The sequence below is a fragment of the Legionella sheltonii genome, from assembly GCF_026191355.1.
GTDB lineage: Bacteria > Pseudomonadota > Gammaproteobacteria > Legionellales > Legionellaceae > Legionella > Legionella sheltonii.
The window spans coordinates 69,814-92,730 of the sequence record NZ_JAPHOQ010000006.1 but is presented as its reverse complement, the minus strand read 5'-3'; the positions used below and the strand labels follow the sequence as shown (position 1 = coordinate 92,730).

Here is a 22,917-nt window from a genome sequence, read left to right as displayed (position 1 = left end):
GCCATCTGAGAGTGATTTTTGAAATGAAACATTGAATAGTCTCCCGGGGCAAATCGTGCCCCAGATGACTAGCTACTGCTCTTTACTGTTCATCCTGTGATAGAACAAAAGACAATGCATTTAAAATTGCTGCTATTCTAAGGACTGATTGCACCGCGACTTTATTGACTTCATGTTCCAGCAATTGACTTACATGAGAATGGATGCACATTCCACAACCATTAATTGCAGACACTGCCAACGCGAATAATTCAAAGTCGACTTTAGGTACTCCAGGATTTAACATCCCATTCATGCGTAAATTTGCCGGCATTGACGCAAGTTCTTTATTTTCTGACAAATGAATTGCCCGATAATAAACATTATTCATTGCCATCAAAGCAGCCGCTGTTTTTACCGCATCATCCAATTCAGCAGAAAGGTAGAGCGCTCCTTCCGTTTTAATCGCATCAATAATACGCTTATTTTTCAAGGTGTACGCTACAGCCAATGCAGCCCCGTAAAATTGTGTTTCTGCAAGCCCTGATTGCGGAATATTGCCAAATAAGCTACTGACATTAAGACGAATATCCTTAGCAAAATCAGGTATCGCTTGTTTCAATTGTTCTATAGACATAGGATTCTCCTGTTTAGAAGCCCCCATAAATACAGGAGCTTCCGTATTTTGCTGTAACTATAACGTTTCGCCACCAATAGGACGATTACATGGACATAATTCGTCAGTTTGCAAAGCATCCAAAATACGTAATATTTCTTGAGGATTACGACCCACATTTAAAGAATTGACACTGACATGTTGAATTACATTGTTTGGGTCAATAATAAAAGTTGCCCTTAGAGCACAACCACTTTCCTCTTCTCGAATGCCAAATCCATCAGTTAACTTCCCACGAACATCTGCAAAACTGTATTGATTTAACTTATCTAAGTCTTTGTGCTCTCTTCGCCATGCGAGTTTGACAAATTCATTATCAGTACTTCCACCCAATACCACTGCATCCCTATCGTTAAATTCATCATTTAATTTTGCAAATTCAACAATTTCTGTTGGGCATACAAACGTAAAATCTTTAGGATAGAAAAAAAGTACTTTCCATTTTCCTGGAAAACTTTTTTCAGTAACTACTTCAAAAGCGCTCTCACCATGCTCTTCATGATGATTAAAACCAGGTTTTACTGCAATAACAGAAAATTCCGGAATTTTTTGACCAACAGTTAACATAAATTTCTCCTCAGTTCGTTTGTTTCAATTAAATTATAGTTATGGTGTATAATTATTTAAAATGAATAAAACGGATAACTTTAATCGGAAAAAACGATGAGCAGATTAGCAAGCCTTAAGCAGCTGCATTATTTGATTACACTCTACGACCATCAACATTTCGGGCGTGCTGCTGCGGCATGTTTTATTAGCCAATCAACCTTAAGTGCAGCGATTACAAACCTTGAAGAAACACTAGGGGCACAACTCCTTGAACGAGATCATAAAACATTTTTATTTACTCCGTTAGGAGAAGAAATTGTTCGACGCAGCCGATTGATTATTGAACAGAGCAACGACTTAGTAGATTATGCAAGAAATCAAGGAAAAGTAATGCAAGGGAATTTTTATCTGGGCGTGATCCCTACTATTGCACCATTTATAATCAGTGAATTACAAAATCTGTGTCAGAAGATTTATCCGAATCTTGCTTTATTTATTCGAGAGGACACCACAGACAATGTCTTGCGTTATTTGGGGGAAGGTAAACTTGATCTGGTTATTTTGGCGCTTCCCTATCCAACCCAAGATTTTCAAACACAAATATTATGCAAAGATTATTTTAAACTGGTTCTACCTAAGACGTGGTTACATCAAGGTTTTGACAAAGAAATCAGTCAATTGCCTGAAAGCAGTATTTTTCTGCTTGAAAAAGAACACTGCTTGACGGGTCATGCATTACAAGCCTGTCAATTAAAAGAAAGCAAAAAAATCAATCACTTTTTTGCAACCAGTTTACATACTTTAATTCAAATGGTCAGTCATCAGCCTGGCCTTACCTTCTTACCTAATCTTGCAATTAACAGCGGTATTCTTACAGGTACTGATTTAGTCTCCGTTCCTTTAAAAACGGATCATGCTTATCGAGAAATTGGTGTAGCCTGGCGGACTACCTCGCATAAGACTCAAAACTATACTTTATTAACTGAATTGATTCAGCAGATTGTTGTTGAGAAATGTGCCTAACTTATTTTTAAAAATAGAGGTGCTGAAAAAGAACGATCAAATTTTTTATTTCCCTTGGTCTGTATTCATCTTCGCCAGTATATTATAGTGCTCCCCAAAATTCACGGAGAAAAACTATGAGGAAATGCATTACTTCAATCTTAGGTACTATTCTATTTTTATCTTCAATAAATTCTTATGCAGATGCCCAAAAAACCGCTCGTATTCCCCAACTATCAAATGAAAAAGTATCGGTCTGGACAACGGTAATTTATCCTAATAAAGAACACAGTTTAACAATGCATCGACATGAACGAGACCGAGTTGTTGTTGCTCTAGATAGTGGCTTACTCAAAGTGGTCAATAATAAAGGAAAAGAGCATTTTTTAAAATTAGAAAAAGATAAGGCATATTATCTTAATAAAGATGTTCCCGGTGAACTCCACACTGATGAAAACATGAGTCAACACCCAATCCGGGTTGTCGTCATTGAATTGAAAAAATAAACGGTTTCGCAAAAAATGCGAAACCGTTTACAATGCCTTGTTTTATGATTTTTTTGCAAGATTTTTATTTTGAAAACGACAATGGTGACCGTGGTGAACAGGCAATAAAACACCCAATTTTTGATACGTTTGAAACTGGGTTTGTGTCCACAAAGTATTAATCTTCGCATTCACCGCATTTCTTTTTTCCACCAAACGGGATATATCACTCCATTTTACATTAGGAGTGGCTAACTTACCTCTTATTTGCAGACTGAGCGCACGCTTTTCTTTCATTAAAGGAGCCATTTGCGCACGGAGGTTTTTCCTGATTTTTGCCAATTCAGAACGCTGTTCTGGAGTGAGTAACTTACCTACATGCTGGCGATACTGTCCCGTTTGATTGACAGAAGCTACAGTAGGCGTTGCTGAAGGTTGGGCTGTTGCAATAGAAGTACCTAATACACCCAAAGCCAAGCTATTAATTAATAAAAAACGTTTCAAATTCATTTTATTTCTCCTATGAAGTTACCTTGTTAAGTGTAATCAGGCAATGTAATAGGAATATGACAAATGAACTGTTTATTGTAACAACACTGTTACAATGCTCAACATAGGACAGTTTATTGATATAATGTCGGAAGCATACCAACTTACGTCTCCCCGAGCACAGCGGGAGATGACGCGGTTGCACGCCAGCCACATTATTCTTATCAGGTGATTCATGAATACAAGAAAAAGTCACATATTAATTATTGATGATGACCAAGAAATTACGCACTTGATTAATGACTATTTAATCAAAAACGGTTTTCGAACCACTTGGACCTTGAATGGCTTAAACATCAAACAATTATTAAGAGAAAATAATTTTGATTTAATTATTCTAGATATTATGCTCCCGGGGATAGATGGACTCAATTTATGTCAAACAATTCGTCAATCCCATAGCATGCCTATTATTATGTTGAGCGCAGCGAACAGTATTGCTGATCGAGTGGCGGGATTAGAGCTCGGTGCAGATGATTATATTTCCAAACCTTTTAGTTCTCGTGAATTGCTCGCACGCATCAAAGCTCAATTAAGACGCACACAAGGCGAGCTGGAGCATGATCGTAAAAATCTTACTCCTTTACAACAAATTCATTTTGATAGTTGGATTCTCGATCGCAACACGCATTCGTTAATTGATAAAGAATCGGTTGCTATCCCTTTAAGCCAACGAGAATATGAATTGTTAGTTGTTTTTTTGGAACACCCTGGGCGCATTTTGAGTCGTGACCAATTAATGGATTTATTATATGACAAAGATTGCGACTCACAAGACAGAACCATTGACGTCCTCATTGGTCGTTTACGTAAAAAAATAGAGCTCGACCCACGTAATCCACGATTATTGTTAACGATTCGTGGTGGTGGCTATCAATTTAAAACCAAGGTTGACTTAGTATGAGTCAATTAACCAAAACAGCCAAAAAAACCTTAGTTGGATTAATACTAGGTAATTTATTAATCATTTTTTCACTCATGCAATTGGGTAAATATTATTATGAAAACATCCGCTCTCCATTGCCGCCTAAAGCCGTACGCTCATTGACTCATCTTGTGACCTTGTTACAGAAAAACCCGCAATCCATATGGCCTCTAATCCTAAGGAATCAAAGTATTTCCTGGGCGGAAATAACCCTATCACCGCAGCCTCTATACGATAAAAATGCATTGTTAACTTTAAAAGCCCCCGTGCTTTTTAATCTAATAAAACAGAATAAAAAATTGGAATTTTCCGTTTTTATAAAAGAAAATAATTGGTTGAATATCAAAGTCATTTCCTTTTTTCCTAGACAAGCAAACTCCATAGTCAGCCTATTTGTTATCTTAATTGGCGCTTTGCTTTTTATTAATTATTGGGCAGTCAGAATGCTGAATCAACCAATACACACCTTAATTCAAAGTCTTCACTACAGTGAACATCAAGAAAATTGGTTACCCATCCCGCTCACTGGGAATCAGGATCAAAAAGCTATTTTTAAAAAAATTAATGATCTGCAGGAAAAAGTAAATAAGCTTTTAGCCAATCGAACCCGAGTAGTCACTGCGATTTCGCACGACTTACGCACCCCTTTAACTCGTTTAAAATTACGTGCCGAATATTTAGCAGAGGATCCCAATTACAATAAAATAATGGCCGACATCAACGAAATGGAACTGATGATCCGTGAGACCTTGGATTACTTCCGGGATGTTAATGTTGAAGAAAAACCCCAGCTCTTTGATTTAGTAGCTTTGCTTTCATCATTGAAGGATGACGCTGTCGAAATGAACTATGATGTTCGTTTTATCAGTGAGAGCTCGAAACTAGTTTATTATGGTACAGTCAATTTACTCAAACGCGCCTTTAATAATTTGATTAATAATGCAGTTCATTATGGCTATAAAGCCGTCATTCACCTAAATTGTTTGCAAAATAAGCTAGAAATTACAATTACCGATCAAGGCCCGGGGTTGCCTGAGGCCGATCTAGAACATGTTTTTTTACCTTTTTATCGAGGAGAAAATTCTCGTTCACGCAGTACAGGTGGCACGGGGCTTGGATTAACCATCGCCAGAGAAATTATTCAAATGCATCAAGGTGATATCACATTGACTAATAATTTGCAGGGGGGATTAAAAGTAATCATTACTCTGCCGCTTAGGCCTTCTTAATCTACAGAACTATGTAGGAGGTACAAGATATAAATGTAGCCCTACTCAAAGTTGAAGCTGAAAACAATTATTTAATCAGAATTTGATGCGGCAAAGTCTCATCTTTAAATGTAGGGGTAGGGTAAAATGAACGATCATCGCGGCAATACTCATTCGCCACAATGCGCTGATAGCCTTCCTTCTTTGGCTCCATCCTTCTGGAGACGCAAGATTATTTCCTTAACAAGCTCTTCGGGAAGCTTATTAAAATAAGGAGTTCGACACATCATATCAGAAAGTAAATTATAGAAATCCAACAGTTGTCTTTTAATTTTATTGGATAAGGGAGACGCGGCATTGTTGTTGTTCATCTGTTGAGCAGCAGTTTTAAAATGGGTATCAAGTGGTGAGCTTTCTATTTTTGAATCTGTCATGTCTCATAGGCTACAAGTGATTTAATTAATGCAGATTATAAGTTATTTTTATCAAATTGATCAATTCACATACAATTAGCCAATGACTCAAGTCGGGATTTCCTTGAACCTAGGACTAGCACAGAACCATGTTTAAAAAAGAATCAGGGTAATCTATCATTCCATTATATTCCATTAACTAAGATCGGTCCCTGGCCAAAGCAGTCAAGCGAAAACTGTCTTATCTAGTCTGAGAGCGCCTTTATCTGTCCCCTACGTCCTGGGGTTACTGCGCAGGATCCATCCTGTTACTACATTCGGGGTGCCGCGAGAACGTCGCGGCACTGAGTTAATCTAAACTTTAAATTAAATTTATCGATCCTTCCAAACGGGTCTTAAGCAAGAAAAGAATCGCTTTTTTCTTCTCAGAAGCAAGATTATTTTCTTGAACCCAATTCAAACAATATTCAACAAATGCAGCAAGCCTTTCTTGATCAGTTTGTACCGCTTCATCATGAGCATGCATTTGTTGATAATTATTTTCCAATTCATTAGCAACCACATCCATCATTTTAGAATCAGGATTTTTGGTATTCTCTAAACCCTCTTGTTTGCTAATTGCTGTGATTTTTTCTAAAAGCTCATTCACTTGTTTTGCTGTCACTTCATTCGATGAAGCAGATTTTTTCGCTATCGCCTTAAAGTTATTTTGATTATTACTCTCCCAGTACTCTCTATCTCCTTGGAAGGCAATAACAGTCATCAGCACACGAGAGTCAATCTCTTTTTGCTTAAATAACGCTTTATTTGTAATATTAAAAGTCCAATCATTTTTCAGTCTAAAAAATGGTCGATACAAAGTGGCCATTTCTTTATCGGTTACTGGATCATAAATGGTGAAAGTAGTTCCCCAGAAATTCATACTTGCCTTAGCCAATTTTGTGTACCCATCTTGACCATAGATATCGAAGGTTGGGAAAAAGGCAAATAGTTTTTCATCAGCCGCCCCTATAAAATTTTCAAAATTATCATAAACATCAAAATGAGCAGTCAGTGAAAAGAATTTTGAACGCGCATATGCCAATTTATTATCAAAAGGATCAAAAAATTCATAAGTCAGCAAAAGACTAAAAAATTTTCTATATAAAGTACCTAATTTTCGTGTTTTGGTTTCTATATCATAACTGGTGGTTAAACTGATCCAGTGTTCTTTGATGTACATCTCATCAGGGATTTCTGTATTGGAAAGGGCGAAACTGGTATTGATGCTGATAAATAATGAACATAAAATGGCAATTGCATTTCTCATAAAGACCTCATTCTTATTAATAAATATTCCTTAAATTAGGGGTCTGCATACTCTGATATTTCCCGTGGGATTGAGCAAATTAGAACAGTCCCTTTTTCTTTCAGCATGAATTGGAATGCACCTAAATTCATTCATGATAAAGAACAATGGCGATTATATTGATGTACTCTTAAGGGAGTATTAAGATAAACTCGAAATAAGAAATAGGATTATTTTCTTATTTCGAGTTGGCTAATTAGAATGGAGCCCGTATGAAATGCGGATAACATTCATTTAATGACCTTACGTTAATTTAGCTGGCAGGCTTTTAACATCAGGATTTTTTGAGTAAGCATCAAGAATCTCATTAATTAGTTGTTCCACAATACTTTCTTTCAATTCATCCTCAATCAAACCCACTTTTTCTTTCATATTATTCAATCGAGTTTCTAATTCTTTGGCCACTGAACCATTGGGAAATAATGCTGCCAAAAGACGTCTTGCTTCTCCAGGGCCTAGATGGCGATACAAGTGGTTTCTCACTGTAGCATCCTCAGCTGTAGTACTAAAAGCCCATAATTCAACTGGGCCTAAAGTCAAGGTAAGCAGCTGTACGTTCACCCCACTCTTAGTGGCATACTGCGCCAGAAAAGTTCCTCCACCTTGCCGTGGACCATGTACTCGAGTACGCAAAGCTGCTTTTGCGGTATCCGATAGCCCAAATATGGCAGTGGTTTTTTCTATTGCCTGCGAGGGCCCTGCATCCATAATGTAAATCGCAGTAGCAAAATCGATCATTACCGGATCAAAGTCATCAACTGCCTGTGACAACAAGGCAATTTGTACTTTCCATTTACGCCCTTCGCGCATATCAATAATAACTTGCTCACGCACCGCTGTAGATTTTGAAGTACGGTGAAACTCATCGTATACGATACGCTTATGATCTTCTCTAATTTCTTGCACTCTTTCTTTATGATATTCCTTGTATTGTTCTGGAATATTATTGAGGCTTTCTTCAGTTAGATAATAGTGTCTTGCCAATACATAACGTGCCAACATATACATGACTGCAGTCTGTCTGTCTGCGGCATCCCCTCCACTTTTGGCTACCTCATCAAGGTCTAGTGATACAACTCGCGCATCACCAATATCAAAACTGGTCACACGTGATAAAATTGGGTATTCACGAACTGCTGCAGAAATCATTCGCGAAAAAGCGTTAATTAATGATTCACCAGTTGGTGCTGTAATCCGTTCATAGAGATCTTCAATAGACGGAGTACGACAAATCGATGCGGCATCAGCCAATAAAGGCATTGCATAACGTTGAGCCAACATCGCTTCATGCACAAAGCCTGCTGAATAAAGTGAATCGGTCACTTCCCACCAGGTTGATTTTGAATCACGAACAAACCCAATTTCTTCTAAAATGCTGTCGATGAATTCCTCTACTCCAGGGGAATAGGGCGCTGGATTAAACTCATCAGCCAAACTTTTATACAGTTCATCAACCACCATACCTGCAAGATCTGGCATTCCATCGTAGGGTTTTTCTGCTCCAAGAGGAGTCGTTAGCAATGTAATAAAGTTTACCAAGAAGGCGCGCTCTAATGCAGTAGGATAACGACATCCCAATTGGGTATCAAAAGGATTAATTGAGTATTCAGGAGTCATTCTTAAACGATGATAAGCCACGAGATGACGTTTTGATGCCGGAAGTGCTTCTTTCAGCAAAGAGATCAGTCCACTACTTGAAGGCCCGATATCAATAATCGCAATACGGGGTAAACGTAACAAACCACCAGAGAGACATAAAGCAAGGTTAATCGCATTCGATAAAACGGATTTACCCGAACCTGGTCGCGCATACACTAAATCAATCCACGTAGTTTGCTCTGTAGAGCCTGGCTGGAAGGGCCAAGGCTTGCCATCGGGCGTTCTAAAAAGTAATGCGCCTTTAAGCCAAGGTGAGGCCGGACGAGTAATAGGCAGTATAGAAACCACCGAACTTAGTGGAGCAACTGTAGGCACTGCAGTACTGTTCAGCGTAGCCGCTAGCATGCCGGAAACAAAACCACCGAATGGATCACCACAAATCTCAGAGACGTCGGTTGAGCCCCAGCCCTCAATTGCTTTGACTAACTCAGAGCTACGTTGCCGCAATAATGGCAATCGATCTTCAGGTGCCCAAGTGGTTGCTACAACCCGCAAACGGACAATGGACTCATCGGTATTGAGTTGTATGTATTTCAATAAATTGACCGAATCACTGATCAAACGATTTTGTGCTGAACTAAATGTTAAAATTGCAGCCAATAGGCCTTTAAGTTTAATCGTGGCAAGCCCTTCGCTTTCGATCAAAAAGGAAATTCTCCAAGGAATATGTGCTGGCAATATACGTGTAAATAACTGAATAAAGGGTCTAATATCTTTAGGGAATAAATCAATGTATGTTGAAGAGTAAATCTTGTCCCCGACCCTAACAGTACGCAAATCCAATACTTCCGCATCACGAGGAAATACTTGTTTCGCTAATGAGGGCCATAATAAATCGGAAGCATCGCCCTCGAAAGAATTCACTTCCCTGACTGTAACCTTATCCCCAGGTAAACTTGCCCGCCAATCATCTGCAGTATAATCTGGATCAGAAGTCATACGAATTGCATGGATTGCATCGTGAACTTCGAGTAATTTAGCGAAAATATGCAGCGAATCGAAATCATTCATTACCGAACGAACGTAGGCATCATGAGTATCACGTAATTCAGGAATGGCAGCATAGATAGTCTGGCTGTTTTTAAAAGGAGGAGCCTTAGAATCCTTGATCATCTTAAATTTAGCTTTGGTTGCTGCCTTTAATTGCTCTGAAGGTAAATTGAATGGTCGGGTTATAAGTACAAAATAGACACGCTCTTCTGCACAATACTGAGCCATATAGTTGATTCGTTCTTCAAACAAGTCGGTTAAATTCAGTTCAAGTCGTTTTGCCGTTGCTGTGGCAGGTTCATAGGTGTCTTGAATCAATTTCCTTATGTTTTGTTTATCATGACTAAAATAAACCTGTAAGGCATGTCCTGGACGCCCCATTGCCCCTTGAAATGAGTTGGTTATTCCGGCAATCAAATTTTCAAACTCTGCCGCACCTACAAGGGCAGATACCCCTTCAACTTTCAAAATTGATATTAAAGAACCATCATGATTGACCAACACAGTTGGACTATCTGCAGTTTCTAATTCGATATAAGATTCTGTTGTTTGCTTGAGCGATGTACTTAGCCAGGCAAAGAAGGTATCTATTCCTTCAAAAAAAGATTCTGACCAATGCGCCATTCCCTAACCTCACATTTAACTTGAAATTTCTTCTAGTGCACTCGCAGCCCATTTTTCAATTTGTTTGCGGAATTTGGCTCTTGAAGGCAATAGAAGTATGTTTTTAAATAATTGAGCTCTTCTCTCTTCGTCACTTACACCTGCATCAATCATTAACTGACCAAATATTGCAGGGTCACTCGTTCCTTCGCCAAATTTTTCCTCTACAAGTTGTGAGCGAAATTTGAATGCTCGATAAATATTCTGTGCACTCGATTTATAACCCGTATCATTTGTTATCGCACAAAACAACACATGGCATGTGCTATTTAATTCAGCTTGGGTAAGTTCGGGAAGATAGATTAGTGTACCCCCACCGTAACCACCAACGCCTACCGATTCAACAAAAAAACACTGCGCACAGAAACAACAAGAAGTCACCAAATTTTCTAACTTGTTGTTCGCATAATTATTATCAAGATTAACCACTTCTTGGAATAAACGTGCTTGGAATCCACAAAATCTACAGGTATATCTATCTCTTTGAAAAACTTTTTGCTCAAACGCTTTAAATCGTTCGTCAACCTTTCTAGCAGAATATAAACGCCATGATCCAGGCGTAGCCATTAATTTTAATTTGTTTTGTTCTTGATTAACTGCCATATCCTCGGCTCACATTGAATAGAATAAACTTTATTGGCAATTATCCGTTTTAATACCCATTAAAAGATCCTCATCCCCTAAGGGGGAGAGGATCAAAAATGAATTTTATCCTTATTATAAAAGCAACTGCTAAGTTATAGCCGGCTCTTTATTAATAAACTGTTCCAGTAGGACCAGCAGTTGTACCACCGCTACCTCCGAACATTGTTGCTCCAGTTACCCCTAAAATTGAAGGTAGGAACAATAAAGCCGCAGCGATAAAAACCAATGCAATTGGAGTACCTATTGGAATTTGGGTTGGGTTATCTTTGTGCTGTTTAAATTTCATAATAGCACCGATTGAAAATCCCAATCCAGCCAGATAAGAACCTGCAGTGATCAATTTGGTCAAGTTTGTAAATGACCCAGTAATGTTTGATGCCATCTGCCCTACGGATATTCCCGTCCCCGCAGCTGCCGCAGCATCTTGACTTACTAAAGCCAGTAAACTTAAGCAAATGAAACTGCTTAACCAATATTTGTAATTAGATTTGCTAATGAGTTTGCTCTTCACCTTTTTCTCCTCAAATTTAAAATTACTAAAACTAATTAAATCAAAAAAATCGTACCTTCGGTTTGTTACGATGCCCCATATAAAGTATTATTGATCATTTCTAGTGTACCTACGATGTTGATTGCTAATATTCCTCCAAACACATGAATTAAACCTTTTCCTGTCCCGCCTGGTGGTTGCCCTTGCGAAGCAGAACGTGCAATCAAAACCCATCCTCTTACGAAAGCGACTAAACCAATGACCTGGATAATAATCGTTAAAGGTCTTCCAACGACACTTCCAGTACCGAACAAAGTATCAAGTGTCGGATTACTACTACTCACCGGTGCATAAGAAAGAACATTTTGGTAACCAAAAGTTGTTACCATCATTGATGAAAAAGCCGTTGGAAAATAAATAAATATCGCACCAACTAATAAATACATCACTGGTTCTTTGATACTTGTATTATTCGACATCATCGTACGAGCCTCGCCATACACCTTTAAACTATAGATGGCTTTAAACAGAAAGGCACATCCAATCAGATATGCACCTCCTGTAATCAAGCGCTCTACAGGAATCAACGAATTTGCGATGTTAGTTAATATATTTACCTGACCCGATATCCAGCACGCTACCGATCCGCCTGTACATGTATCAGCCATACAAACCTCAACTATCTTCTTGACTAAACCTAATTACTCGCCCGGAACTTGTTAAAACTCGACCTTGCATGGAATCGATTAGTTTAACAGTACCATATCCTGCGATTTTTGTTCCTTCTCTTACTGTAAGTGTAGAACCATTTGTGCCAATTAGCCAAGCCCGACCGGGAATTACTGCATTTATATAGTAAATTATTTGTGGCGTTAGGGTACGAACACGAACAACGCGCTTAACAGGCTTAGGTTTTGTTCGCTCCATTAACACATTAATTACTTCGGATTGTTTCACCACTTGCGTATTTAAATCAGCAATCATCTGATTTAGTTTTGTAATTTGAGCATTTAACGCATTGACATTATTATTGACATTCCCTACCTGCTGGCTCATTGAGCTGACTTCAGATTGAACCGTTTGCTGACTTGCTTCAATAGAGGCAACCTTTTGTTGTAAGGCTGAATTATTTTCTTGCGTAACCTGAGGTTGCGGTTGTGGCTGAACAGGTTCTGGTGGAATTACAGTTTGGGTAACCTGAGGTTGTGGTTGTGGTTGCGGTTGTGGTGAAGGAGTAATTTCCGCGATAGGAGCAGGATTTACATTCTCCTTAGGGGTAGTCGGAGTAGTTTTAGAGAACATCCCTCCGATAAATTTATACATCAACATAACAAAAACAATGATACCCACTGCAATTAAAGCATTACGCTTAACATTCTTTCCAGGCTCCACTCCTCCTGGTCTTGGAGGAGTAGAACTTTTGGTATCAAACTCTGAGGTCTCCAGAGGTTCATTCTCAAGAGAGTCTAACTCAGCGAACTTATACTCATCATTTTGATCATTATCTGCCATTTTTACCTGCCATCAAATTAAAAAGATTTTACATCCTGAGTAAATAAAACTCCTACTGGGGTTCCTGAATAGACCTCAACAGTTGTAGGTGTATTAAATAATACTTGAGCTTGCTGCCCCCAAGTCTTACCAACAGTTGCTAAGCCAATTACAGCATTTTCCAGGGTAGAACGGCCAACACCATTAGATACGGTTACGTTATTGCCACCACCTGTTCCACCAATAGTGACTGTTGTATTGGCAGACTGGAATGCATTACCAAAACCCTCTAAAAATGAAGAAGCAAATAATGAACCGTATCTCAACAAGTAATGATGATTGGTTTTACTGGAAAGAGCGGTTCTTGCAGTATTGGGATCAATTGCGTATGCAGAAATTGGAATTGTTTTGGGTGCACCTGGAATTGACATGGTATTAAATGTAATAACCATTTTGTTTGCATTCGAAGGTAAATTAAAGCTACCAATTAATTTGGCTCCTTTAAGTCTTCCTGAAACAATGCTTGCAAGAATAGGACCTGGTTCATCACTATTCACTGAAGTATCGATCACAGCGAAAAGCACATCTCCGGTTTTGATCATATTGACTTGAGTCACCGATGTATTGGTGGTTTCAGTCACAGTGGCTCCACCAGGACCAGCCCCAGACGCTGCTGCTACAGCTGCTGCAGCGGGTTCTTTTTCTGCATCACCAGAGGTATAAGTCTGAGTTGGCACATTTTTCCATTCAGCAATTAATTGGTTTGCAGCCGCTAACATATCTGAACTTTTTTGTTGAATTTTTTGCTGATATTTTTGTTCTGCTTGTTGCTGATTTTGTCTATTTATAATCGCCTGCAACTGTTGGTTACTGGCAGCAGATCCTGGCATAACGGCAGTTCCTGCTGGCCCTTGGCCTAGAGTTGGTACTCCTCCGATATTAAATGTACCGGGTTGTAAATTGGGAGCCCCCAAACCTGCTACCTGGGCCCCTTCGGGAGCAACGGCCAAGTTTTGTAATTCAGCAGGACTGAATCCAGCATTCTTTAAATCAGCGGCATTATATCCGGCATCAGCCAAATCTTTGGCACTAAAACCTGCTGCTTTCATTTCCGCTGCTGTAAATCCCGCGTCCTTTAAATCTTTAGCACTAAAACCCGCTGCTTTTAAATCCTTAGCACTAAAACCTGCATCTTTTAGGTCTTTAGCACTAAAACCTGCATCTTTTAGGTCTTTAGCACTAAAGCCTGCATCTTTTAGGTCTTTAGCACTAAAGCCTGCATCTTTTAGGTCTTTAGCACTAAAGCCCGCATCTTTTAATTCCTTAGCACTAAAGCCCGCATCTTTTAGGTCTTTAGCACTAAAGCCTGCATCTTTTAAATCTTTAGCACTAAAGCCTGCATCTTTTAAGTCTTTAGCACTAAAGCCTGCATCTTTTAATTCTTTTGCAGTAAACCCCGCGTCTTTTAAATCCTTGGCGCTAAAGCCCGCTGCTTTTAATTCAGCAGCTGTAAACCCCGCGTCTTTAAGCTCTTTTGCTGTATAACCAGCATCTTTTAATGCCTTTGCAGAACACCCTAGTGTTCTCTTGATTGTCAAAGCACTAACCCCTGCAGCTCTCGCTTTTTTCAATGATTCAACACTACAATCAGCAACACGTCCGCTTGCAATAGCATCTGCTGGAGTCAATCCTGCATTTTGCAAATCCTTGGGAGTAAATCCTGCAGCAAGAAGCTGTGCGGGGGTAAATCCTGCATCAATTAATGATTTCGCATCATAACCTGCATTTTTTAATGCTTCAGCGCTACATCCATTTAATTCTTTGATTCGTTTGGCAGAAACACCTGCTGCAAAAAGTTTTTTCAGGTTATCCGGATTACAGCCCGCTGCTTTGATCTGTTCATCCGTCAAAGGAGTTGCCGCGCTAATTTGCGCTGGAGTGAAACCGGCATTAGCGAGTTCTGCATCAGTAAAGCCAGCCGCTTTTAATGCTTGTGCACTACATCCAGCATATTTTTTAATCAGAGTTGCGCTAACCCCTGCTGCTCTTTCCTTTTTTAACACGTCAACATCACAGCCCGCCTTTTTTACATCATCCGGAGTAATACCTGGCGGAAGTTCAGCCTCCGCAGCTTTTATATCGGCCGCAGAATAGCCTGCTTTGGCGAGATCCTCGGGTGTAAACCCAGCATTTAGTAGATCCCTTGCACTAAATCCTGCCGCTTTTAATTCCTCTGGAGTAAAACCGGCTCGCTTTAAATCAGCGGCGCTAAATCCTGCATCACGTAATTCTTTAGCAGTAAATCCGGCCGCTTTTAGTTGCTCTGCAGAGCATCCGCTAATTCTTCGAATTGCTGAAGCTGTAACTCCAGCTTTACGTAACTTAGTCAATGCTTCGACATTACATCCCGCTTTTAATACATCTGCGGCGGTCATTCCTGCCGGTAAACCGCTGGCTCTTGCTATCTCCTCTGGGGTATATCCAGCGCCCTTCAATTCATCATCGGAAAAACCTGCATCTTTAAGTTCTTGAGCAGTAAAACCCGCATTACGTAATTCACACGCATTAAAACCACAATCCCTTAACCTTGAAGCAGTATATCCCGCATCTTTAAGTTGCCGTGCATTATATCCTGCCGCTTTTAATTCTTTACAGGGACATACTGGACTCAACTCTTTTAAAGAATAACCATTGTCTCTTAACTGTGCACAGCTACATGCGTCCTTCAGATCAGCTAATTGAGCTCCTTGGCCTACAACTTGTTGGACAACAGTTTTTGAACAACCACCGTTTTGTAATGTTTGCAACCAAAGACTTTTTTGAGCTCCTTCTTCATTTTCACGTGCCAGTGTCGCAAATCCTACACCACTTTGCCCACCTTGAGAGCCGATCACTCCAACCCCCTCTCCCAGGGCTTGAGTGCGGATAATTGTTGGAATAGCACTCCCCCCAGTTTGCTCCGCTTTTTGTGCTTGGTTAATATTTTGCTCTTCCTGCAATTTGGCATATTGAGCTGTTGGGTTAAGAACACCAGGAATAGACTGTATGGCTCCGGGAGCATGTCCAAGAGTCGCCTCCGCCGCAGGTCCGGTACCTATTGATTTTAATTTTATATACCCTATCACTACAGCCATCAGTAATAATACTACTGTAAATATGATAATAACTCGGGTACGAGTGTTTGAAAAAAGTGATTTAATATTTTCTTTTCTGCCAGCCATTTATAACCCTTCTACCTTGAGCTGCATGACCTTCCCATGCCAGGAAACCAGTAACACCGGAGATTTGTGCATTTCATAAGCATGCGTCCCATCTGCGCTGGTCATACTTGCCAACCAGCCCGGTGATAATATCGTAAGATTTGTTCTAACATACATTCGATCATTAACTAACCAAGCACGTGCATCTCCTCCAGTAATACCCAGTCGTTTACTTCCAGGAGGTGGCACCCCATCTAATACATGAAGAAGTAATTCACTTGCTGAGGGTGGAATTCCCGTTTCTAATGGCATCGTTTTAGCATTCGGACCAAAACCTTGGACACGCAGGTCAACTCGATAATCAACAGCTTTTTGTCCTGGTATCAGCGTGAGCATTACGGGGGTATTTAAACCTCTCAGACGCACAGCCAAATTACCATAATTGTATAATTTCAATGCTTGAATCATTATGGTGTTGCTTGTTTTATCCCACTGAATATTAAATGAATTAGGGTCTCCCAAATCATAAGCGGCAATAGGCCATGGAGCTCCGGATGAATCAAGAAAAACTAATGAAGAAACAAACCCCTGTGCTAAACGAATAACAGGTGGAGTGGAGCCTGGAGACAAATTAACAAATTGAGAAGTTGCTGTAGGTTTTGGTGGTGTGCCTACAGGTGAAGCTTTAGCATACTCCATGGTTTCACTTAATTGTTTTAAATGAACCACTTGCTCTGTATTCATTGGATAGATGGTTCGAGTCATATCTTTAAAGGCCTTATTCTCAATGACTTCTTCATCACTTTCACTTACGATCTGCGATGTATTTTGATTCCCAGGATTTGCAGCAGGAGATTCAGGTCTTTGGGGTGCACTATAAATATTCCCAGCAAGAGGAATAGGAATATTTGGCCCCTGTTGTGCTGCAGGCGGATTTTGTGCCGGAGTTGGATTGTTTGCTGCTTGAGCTGGCCCTGCAGGGGGAATTTGTCCTGGTGGTTGATTTTGTGCTGCTGGCTGATTTTGTGATAAGCGCTGTTGCAATAAACGTAACTGCTGTAAGGCTTGCTGAGCACTATCTGTTGACTGATCCTGCGCGTACGTAGGATCAGGCAACGAATAGACAATGCCATACAACAAACAAAACTTTAAAAACCAGTTCAGCTTTTTCATTAAGACACTCCACCTGTGGCAGGTCCTACAACAAATTGCGATATACCTATTCCTCTAGGCGAATTTAAAGTAGAAACACGAGTAATTAACATAGTAACCACATTATTTTGTTGAGTAAACTCACTGGCACTCTGATAGGTTACTAATATAGGCATTTGTACTCGCCATGAAAAGTTTCCATTCAACACACCCTTTTGCAAAATAATAGGGGCTCGTGTTGCCACTGCTGAAACAATCAATTTTTTGGCCTTTACTGCATCCAGGTTGTTTGATTGTTGTAATGCGCTTAAAAATTGGTCCCAACCTTCAGGGGTAAAGAATCCAGATGAAGCCTGTAATTCGTCCCTATAGTTAACAAAATTATAAGTAAAGGCGGCAATAGCAGCCTGATTCGCCCATTGCAATACAGCAGAATCCGATTGGTTCGGTTCATTTAAGGGGAAAAGCGGTGTGATTCGACCATTAATGCTGGTTGCAAAATATTTAGGGGCTGGCGGATGTGTAATCATGTACACTACTAGCGCAGCTAAAACAATATTGATGATGAGAGCAATTAACAACGCAAGCATTACCTTACGTTGGCTGTCCTTATAAAATTTGTTTCTCAGTGCGACAACTGTCAAGGAATCTTCAGCCATAATATCCTCTATTTATTGCTTATTGTGGTATCAGTTTATCCTCATTCTCCGCGGGCGGATCAGGAGGAAGTAACGCGTTCGATGAATAATTTGGAGCCAAAAGAGGCTGCAATTGAATGGGAGGTGCTACGCCACTCGTTGCATAATAATCCCTTTCAGGCTCTGTTAAATGAATGTAAGCGATTAAAACGCAAAAAATGCAATTCAATATTAGAGAAAAAATTAACGCAATTAACCCGCGTCTGAATGAGTTAACATAGAAATTCTTACTTTTTTTTATCAAATACCACGTTTCTCGACTCATTATTTCCCCTACGCCACAGCTCGCCTGAAAGTAATTTCTACCCTGGCGTTTACTGAATTGTCACCACCTTGAGTGAATGAAATAATAGGTTTATCACTGCCTAATCCCTGTGTAAAGATAAAACGACTATCTACCCCCTGGGACCAAAGGTAATCACTAATAACTCTAGATCTGGCTAAAGTTAATGCATGCTCTCTTTGTGGCGATACATATTTGTTGCTGTAACTGGCTATATTAATCGCAATCTTGCGAAATTGTTTCAGGAACACAACAATTTCATTCAACAAAGGATAAGACTTCCATTTCAGACGTGGGGTTTCTGGTTCAAATAAGTAACTGGCTGGAATACTAATCATATAATCCTGGCCTATTGTAATTACTTTGACCCCCTTCTTATTTAATTTTTTAGCCAGCTTCATAATGGTGGCATCACAGGCACCAAGAACCTTACACGGATATTTGGGTTCATCTTTTTCTAACGCCCAATAGTCACCCTTGCAGGCATTTAACATTAACAAGGCAATTAAACCCACAGCCCGAATTAGATTAATACGCACCGGTCTCACTCACTATCCTCATAGTTTAAAATAATTATTTTAAAATGATTCTGACTGTAGTCCTTTTGTGTGTTCCATTTTCAAAGAAAAACATACAAATCATTACGTTACAATGAATTCAATAAAATAGCTATTTTTTTAAAAATTTATTTATTTTTTTACACTTGCTTGAGTAAAAACATGGCGCTAAGGATTATTTTTTTGCAACAATAAAAAAGAAAATTGACTTCATTCACAACCTTTCTTTAGTGTGAAAAAGAGAGATGGAGTGCAGAACCAGTAAGAATACTCCAGCTCATGGAGATCTGAACCGGTACAGGTCAACGAGGTCTAATCAATAAATGGCTTAGGTATAAAAGAGAGAACAGTGCCTGATACTGTGCAGCGAAAAACATAAGGTAAGAACTCACAGGATCAATTTTTCAGTACTCAATCACTATGTGCCCTACCTTAGCTACATTAGCTCACTATTCTTCAGCTTTTTTATTTGCATTTTCACGTTCAGTAGCAATTTTCGCTGATAAAGTTCTTACTATGCCAGTTAACTCATCTGGAGCAATAACATCTCGTTCTTCCGGAGGATAGCTCGTTGCCAATTGGAAATCCTTAATCAGTTCATTCGCAACCGTACCCGCATATTTATCCTTCGCACCAGACAAGCGTTCAATATTCATCATTTGATTGCGTGTTTCATTAATGGGCAGTAAAGGCTCAGAGAATGTAGCCTTATCACTCACTAAGATTGGAGGAGCACCTGGATTTTCTCGTAAACCACTGAATATTGTTAATGCACCTTCGACTTCTTCCTCAATCAAATCTTCAACGGGTTCTGGTTCATTATGACCATGAAACGCAATTAAAGCCGAGACGCCTCTCTCAATGGGCTCTTCGATAGGTGATTCGCGTAACAACTTGGAAATCAGGGTAATTTCCTCATTTTCCACAGTCTTATTAATTGACAAATCGCCACTCTCTAAGATGGCCTGGAATGAGACTAATTGCTTTTGTAGTCTCATTAAATAATCGTCTGGAGGCGCTTCTACCTTTAAAAATTGATTTAATTTTAACTGCTTAACCGGTTTAGGATTCGCATAAAACATTCGAGCACGGACAATTTTTGACTTGAAGAATATATGTGCCTCACCTTCTGTTTGCTCTTTTAAATCCAATAGATCAACACGAGCCCGCTTTTCAAATGAAGAACTTTTACTGTCCATGTAAGTATTTGCAATACTGGTGTCTTTGGCTTGGAATGAATCCACTTTGGTTACATAAGCCTCGCCAGCTGTTTTAGTGAAGAAATCCCAGGTTTCAGTTGGGTCTTCCAATTTCATACATATTTTAATGTTTGTGTTTGCACCAATAGATGCAGCCTCTTCTTTAGATGCCTTTTGGAATGCTGGTAAATCTTGTCCTGCAAAAATTGCAGAGAATCCCAAAGAACGCGCTTGTGCAGGCACCACTGCAAACCCTTGAACAGCATAATATCCATACTCATCAAGGATACACATATAAGGAGTCGGCGCATTAGTTGGTTTTCTCAAGATTACGTCTCGATAATCCCCTTCAACGTCTTCTCCCAAACCTGCAGCCATCATCGCTTTTAAAGAAGAGACAATAATCTTCCCTAAGTTGGATAACTCGTCCGGAGATTTTTCCAAAGCGGGCAATAGTACAACGAGAATTCTTCGATTCAATACCACGTCCTTGAAATCTACCTCTGCGAGATTGGTACGAACAATATGTCCATAAGTATCGGCCAAAGATGAAAACGCTCTTACCAACTGCATGGTAATAAAACCATGTTGCTCGAGGACCTGTGATACTTGCTTGCCTTTTTTCTCTTTATTATAACCTGGCAAAGTACCTAAGTAGTTACGTAATGGGTCGGTAACTAATTTTGGAATTTGTTCGATATTAACACTTTCCTGATTATCTCTGGGGAAGATTTTATCAACGACTATAGTTTCTAATCGGGTTAAATCAAAGTAGTTACGGATGGTATCAGCATCCAAAAGTATCGCACCTTCATCACGCATATAAACCAAAAGACGCATTAAGGCCTCGACGAAGGCAATCGCACGACCTTTCCACATATCCCCATCTCCGCCTCCTTTTGAGTCGCCCATCAAACTGACAACAAGCTGGGTTAACATGCTGGAGGACCCTTGAGAGAAAGGGTTAAACGTATTCGACAGTCTTTTTTCTTGTGGGCCAATAATATCTCGTGCACCTGTCATGAAGTTAATCAGCAGTAAATCATCCTCGCGTCCCATGCTTCGAACCATGGAAAAAACTTTAGCATAGAGCGAGTTATCTCCTTTTCCATCGACATAAATGAAACCACTGCCTTGTACTAAAGCATTAAAAGCCAGTGAGACCAAACATTCTGTTTTACCGCTACCGGTGGAGCCGAAAATTAACGCGTGAGTACGCATGTCATCATTAGCAAACCATAATTCATGTCCCGTTTTACGATCGTTTCCAAAAAACGCGATCCCTCGAGCTATATTGGGTTTATTCACACCCGGCTTCATATCATTATAATCTTTGACTCGAGAAATTTGAGGGAGACGGAAAGGCAGTTTTTGTTTTCGTGTATAGCTGTAAAGAAAGCAGGCACCGCCTACTAGCATGAGTAAGGTTGCTGCTTCCGAGAAATAATACGCCATGGCTGACAAAGTAAACAGAACAATCGAAATGTTCGTAGGATCTGAAAAGAAATCCCCCACCCGTTGGCCAAAAGTTCGTGTATCCCTAAGTAGGAGGGTGGGATCTAACTCATGACGTGATTCAATACCGCGCATCATGGCTCTAACTCCTGCATTTGTCGAGGGGTTAACTTAACTTCTTTTATGGCAATTTCTAAGGCTTTAATTGCTTCATCAACCATAGGCACTAGGGAACGACGACCCATTTCCTTCTCCGCTTTCCAATGAGAAAAAGGGCCTGCAACCTCTGTAAAGGGAGTTTGTCTACCAACACAATTAAGCATGTACCATAAACGCCTATCAACAGGTCTTAACCATAAAAACTCAGAACTCGGAACAACCCCATCATCCCGAGACTTCTCAAGTAATGATGCCATTACAGTTAAAGTATAGGCATGTTTTGCAACAACTTCCTGGATAATTTCTGTATTTTTATATTTTTCTATTGTGGGTCTGGCAACTGAATAATCGGGCTTACCTGCCACATAAGTTCTATCTAACACCGCTAAGATATTGTTTGCAGCATCTCTATCCCGATTGATACGTGCAATAAAAACAGCAGCTAATGCATAAGCTTGTGGCGAGCAATGCTCAAATCCATCCCAATAAGGGCCTAATTGTAAAGTAAAAACTCGTTTCGCATCGCCTCTTCGGATTCCTGCCGTCATCTCCTGACCAGGTACAGGATTGTCTAACAGAACATCTTCTTTTTTTAATAGATTGTATTTACGTGCAAACTCCATTGGAGTCAAAGCCATAGCCCAAGGACCTTTATTTATATCTTGAGCGACTAAATCTTCTTTGACTATAGGCATAATTGCGGGCCAGTTAAATTGCTCTTGCTCCCGTAATTTTTTCATATCGTAAATTTTGCGGAATTTTAACGTGATGTTTGATTGATACAGAAACACCGCTAAAACAAGGAGGACAAGAACTACGGGATAGCGCATGAAATCGCCAACAGCTCGCGTCGTCTCTACCAGTTGATCCCAGTTTACCGCATTGGGATCTATTGTTTGCATGATCTGAATTAAACTTGCTAACTGATCATTATGAACAAAAAAGTTAACGAGTTTTGCTTGCCAAATATTAATTTGAAAAACAACCATCACAATATACTGATGTCCCATTTTCCAAATAAGAAACACTGTAATAAACACCAGTACCATGACCCATATTGGACCCATGCCACTATCTTGACCTTGTTGTTGCGGTTGTTGTGCCATTAGTGATTACTTCATAGTTTATTTCTTTATAAGTAT

21 protein-coding genes are annotated in these 22,917 nt (G+C 39.7%); 4 read left to right on the top strand and 17 right to left on the bottom strand.

Annotated elements, in window-relative coordinates; genetic code table 11:
• Positions 1–82: 82 nt before the first annotated feature.
• Positions 83–616, bottom strand: a complete 534-nt coding sequence (locus tag OQJ26_RS08000) for a carboxymuconolactone decarboxylase family protein (protein WP_265703347.1) — start codon at positions 614–616, stop codon at positions 83–85.
• A gap of 57 nt (positions 617–673) precedes the next feature.
• Positions 674–1,222, bottom strand: a complete 549-nt coding sequence (locus tag OQJ26_RS07995; protein WP_265703346.1) for a peroxiredoxin — start codon at positions 1,220–1,222, stop codon at positions 674–676.
• Between the two features lie 96 nt (positions 1,223–1,318).
• On the opposite strand from OQJ26_RS07995, the gene OQJ26_RS07990 reads away from it, so the two are divergent.
• The gene (locus OQJ26_RS07990) at positions 1,319–2,227 is read left to right on the top strand and encodes a hydrogen peroxide-inducible genes activator (protein ID WP_265703345.1); all 909 of its coding nucleotides are present in this window, start codon (positions 1,319–1,321) and stop codon (positions 2,225–2,227) included.
• A gap of 116 nt (positions 2,228–2,343) precedes the next feature.
• Positions 2,344–2,712: a cupin domain-containing protein gene (locus OQJ26_RS07985; RefSeq protein WP_265703344.1), complete on the top strand. Its 369-nt coding sequence runs from the start codon at positions 2,344–2,346 to the stop codon at positions 2,710–2,712.
• Between the two features lie 42 nt (positions 2,713–2,754).
• On the opposite strand, the gene OQJ26_RS07980 is transcribed toward OQJ26_RS07985, so the two are convergent.
• Positions 2,755–3,201, bottom strand: a complete 447-nt coding sequence (locus OQJ26_RS07980; RefSeq protein ID WP_265703343.1) for a hypothetical protein — start codon at positions 3,199–3,201, stop codon at positions 2,755–2,757.
• 214 nt (positions 3,202–3,415) lie between these two features.
• Here OQJ26_RS07980 and OQJ26_RS07975 point away from each other — a divergent pair, with 214 nt between their 5' ends.
• Together OQJ26_RS07975 and OQJ26_RS07970 are read left to right on the top strand one after the other, a co-directional pair.
• Positions 3,416–4,144, top strand: coding sequence for a response regulator transcription factor (locus OQJ26_RS07975; protein WP_265703342.1), 729 nt, complete (start codon positions 3,416–3,418; stop codon positions 4,142–4,144).
• Positions 4,141–5,394, top strand: coding sequence for a sensor histidine kinase (locus tag OQJ26_RS07970; protein WP_265703341.1), 1,254 nt, complete (start codon positions 4,141–4,143; stop codon positions 5,392–5,394). The genes OQJ26_RS07975 and OQJ26_RS07970 overlap by 4 nt, the downstream gene beginning before the upstream one ends.
• Before the next feature lie 149 nt (positions 5,395–5,543).
• Here OQJ26_RS07970 and OQJ26_RS07965 read toward each other — a convergent pair whose 3' ends face one another.
• The 14 genes from OQJ26_RS07965 to icmP all read right to left on the bottom strand — a co-directional run bounded on the left by OQJ26_RS07965 (position 5,544) and on the right by icmP (position 22,881).
• Positions 5,544–5,807: a hypothetical protein gene (locus tag OQJ26_RS07965; RefSeq protein ID WP_265703340.1), complete on the bottom strand. Its 264-nt coding sequence runs from the start codon at positions 5,805–5,807 to the stop codon at positions 5,544–5,546.
• A gap of 340 nt (positions 5,808–6,147) precedes the next feature.
• The gene (locus tag OQJ26_RS07960) at positions 6,148–7,095 is read right to left on the bottom strand and encodes an LURP-one-related/scramblase family protein (RefSeq protein ID WP_265703339.1); all 948 of its coding nucleotides are present in this window, start codon (positions 7,093–7,095) and stop codon (positions 6,148–6,150) included.
• 282 nt (positions 7,096–7,377) lie between these two features.
• Positions 7,378–10,407, bottom strand: coding sequence for a type IV secretion protein IcmB (locus OQJ26_RS07955; RefSeq protein WP_265703338.1), 3,030 nt, complete (start codon positions 10,405–10,407; stop codon positions 7,378–7,380).
• A gap of 15 nt (positions 10,408–10,422) precedes the next feature.
• Positions 10,423–11,049, bottom strand: a complete 627-nt coding sequence (gene icmJ / locus OQJ26_RS07950) for a type IVB secretion system protein IcmJDotN (RefSeq protein ID WP_265703337.1) — start codon at positions 11,047–11,049, stop codon at positions 10,423–10,425.
• Positions 11,050–11,200: 151 nt separating this feature from the next.
• Positions 11,201–11,602, bottom strand: coding sequence for a hypothetical protein (locus OQJ26_RS07945; RefSeq protein ID WP_028380931.1), 402 nt, complete (start codon positions 11,600–11,602; stop codon positions 11,201–11,203).
• 65 nt (positions 11,603–11,667) lie between these two features.
• Entirely contained in the window at positions 11,668–12,249 is a 582-nt protein-coding gene (locus OQJ26_RS07940) for a type IV secretion protein IcmC (RefSeq protein WP_265703336.1), read from the bottom strand.
• 7 nt (positions 12,250–12,256) lie between these two features.
• On the bottom strand, positions 12,257–13,093 hold the full coding sequence (gene icmG / locus OQJ26_RS07935) for a type IVB secretion system protein IcmG/DotF (RefSeq protein WP_265703335.1): 837 nt from the start codon (positions 13,091–13,093) through the stop codon (positions 12,257–12,259).
• Positions 13,094–13,110: 17 nt separating this feature from the next.
• Positions 13,111–16,293 (bottom strand): type IVB secretion system protein DotG/IcmE, encoded by a 3,183-nt coding sequence (gene dotG / locus OQJ26_RS07930; RefSeq protein ID WP_265703334.1) that lies wholly within the window; start codon positions 16,291–16,293, stop codon positions 13,111–13,113.
• Entirely contained in the window at positions 16,294–17,445 is a 1,152-nt protein-coding gene (locus OQJ26_RS07925) for a DotH/IcmK family type IV secretion protein (protein WP_265703333.1), read from the bottom strand.
• Positions 17,445–18,083 (bottom strand): type IVB secretion system apparatus protein IcmL/DotI, encoded by a 639-nt coding sequence (locus tag OQJ26_RS07920; protein ID WP_265703332.1) that lies wholly within the window; start codon positions 18,081–18,083, stop codon positions 17,445–17,447. Before OQJ26_RS07920 ends, OQJ26_RS07925 begins: the two co-directional genes overlap by 1 nt.
• 19 nt (positions 18,084–18,102) lie before the next feature.
• Entirely contained in the window at positions 18,103–18,387 is a 285-nt protein-coding gene (gene icmM, locus OQJ26_RS07915; RefSeq protein ID WP_265703331.1) for a type IVB secretion system protein IcmM/DotJ, read from the bottom strand.
• A gap of 8 nt (positions 18,388–18,395) precedes the next feature.
• A complete protein-coding gene (icmN, locus tag OQJ26_RS07910; RefSeq protein WP_265703330.1) occupies positions 18,396–18,953 on the bottom strand; it encodes a type IVB secretion system protein IcmN/DotK in 558 nt (185 codons plus the stop codon).
• Between the two features lie 458 nt (positions 18,954–19,411).
• A complete protein-coding gene (locus OQJ26_RS07905; protein ID WP_265703329.1) occupies positions 19,412–21,754 on the bottom strand; it encodes a TraM recognition domain-containing protein in 2,343 nt (780 codons plus the stop codon).
• On the bottom strand, positions 21,751–22,881 hold the full coding sequence (icmP, locus tag OQJ26_RS07900) for a type IVB secretion system coupling complex protein DotM/IcmP (protein ID WP_265703328.1): 1,131 nt from the start codon (positions 22,879–22,881) through the stop codon (positions 21,751–21,753). The genes OQJ26_RS07905 and icmP overlap by 4 nt, the downstream gene beginning before the upstream one ends.
• Between the last annotated feature and the right edge of the window lie 36 nt (positions 22,882–22,917).

Excerpts from the sequence above, each read along its gene's own strand:
- OQJ26_RS07920 (WP_265703332.1), bottom strand. The coding sequence starts at position 18,083 with ATGGCTGAAGATTCCTTGACAGTTGTCGCACTGAGAAACAAATTTTAT.
- OQJ26_RS07985 (WP_265703344.1), top strand. The coding sequence starts at position 2,344 with ATGAGGAAATGCATTACTTCAATCTTAGGTACTATTCTATTTTTATCT.
- OQJ26_RS07905 (WP_265703329.1), bottom strand. The coding sequence starts at position 21,754 with ATGATGCGCGGTATTGAATCACGTCATGAGTTAGATCCCACCCTCCTA.
- icmP (WP_265703328.1), bottom strand. The coding sequence starts at position 22,881 with ATGGCACAACAACCGCAACAACAAGGTCAAGATAGTGGCATGGGTCCA.
- OQJ26_RS07940 (WP_265703336.1), bottom strand. The coding sequence starts at position 12,249 with ATGGCTGATACATGTACAGGCGGATCGGTAGCGTGCTGGATATCGGGT.
- OQJ26_RS07980 (WP_265703343.1), bottom strand. The coding sequence starts at position 3,201 with ATGAATTTGAAACGTTTTTTATTAATTAATAGCTTGGCTTTGGGTGTA.
- icmJ (WP_265703337.1), bottom strand. The coding sequence starts at position 11,049 with ATGGCAGTTAATCAAGAACAAAACAAATTAAAATTAATGGCTACGCCT.
- OQJ26_RS07955 (WP_265703338.1), bottom strand. The coding sequence starts at position 10,407 with ATGGCGCATTGGTCAGAATCTTTTTTTGAAGGAATAGATACCTTCTTT.
- OQJ26_RS07995 (WP_265703346.1), bottom strand. The coding sequence starts at position 1,222 with ATGTTAACTGTTGGTCAAAAAATTCCGGAATTTTCTGTTATTGCAGTA.
- icmM (WP_265703331.1), bottom strand. The coding sequence starts at position 18,387 with ATGAGTCGAGAAACGTGGTATTTGATAAAAAAAAGTAAGAATTTCTAT.
- OQJ26_RS07990 (WP_265703345.1), top strand. The coding sequence starts at position 1,319 with ATGAGCAGATTAGCAAGCCTTAAGCAGCTGCATTATTTGATTACACTC.
- OQJ26_RS07975 (WP_265703342.1), top strand. The coding sequence starts at position 3,416 with ATGAATACAAGAAAAAGTCACATATTAATTATTGATGATGACCAAGAA.
- dotG (WP_265703334.1), bottom strand. The coding sequence starts at position 16,293 with ATGGCTGGCAGAAAAGAAAATATTAAATCACTTTTTTCAAACACTCGT.
- OQJ26_RS07970 (WP_265703341.1), top strand. The coding sequence starts at position 4,141 with ATGAGTCAATTAACCAAAACAGCCAAAAAAACCTTAGTTGGATTAATA.
- OQJ26_RS08000 (WP_265703347.1), bottom strand. The coding sequence starts at position 616 with ATGTCTATAGAACAATTGAAACAAGCGATACCTGATTTTGCTAAGGAT.
- OQJ26_RS07960 (WP_265703339.1), bottom strand. The coding sequence starts at position 7,095 with ATGAGAAATGCAATTGCCATTTTATGTTCATTATTTATCAGCATCAAT.
- OQJ26_RS07965 (WP_265703340.1), bottom strand. The coding sequence starts at position 5,807 with ATGACAGATTCAAAAATAGAAAGCTCACCACTTGATACCCATTTTAAA.
- OQJ26_RS07925 (WP_265703333.1), bottom strand. The coding sequence starts at position 17,445 with ATGAAAAAGCTGAACTGGTTTTTAAAGTTTTGTTTGTTGTATGGCATT.
- icmG (WP_265703335.1), bottom strand. The coding sequence starts at position 13,093 with ATGGCAGATAATGATCAAAATGATGAGTATAAGTTCGCTGAGTTAGAC.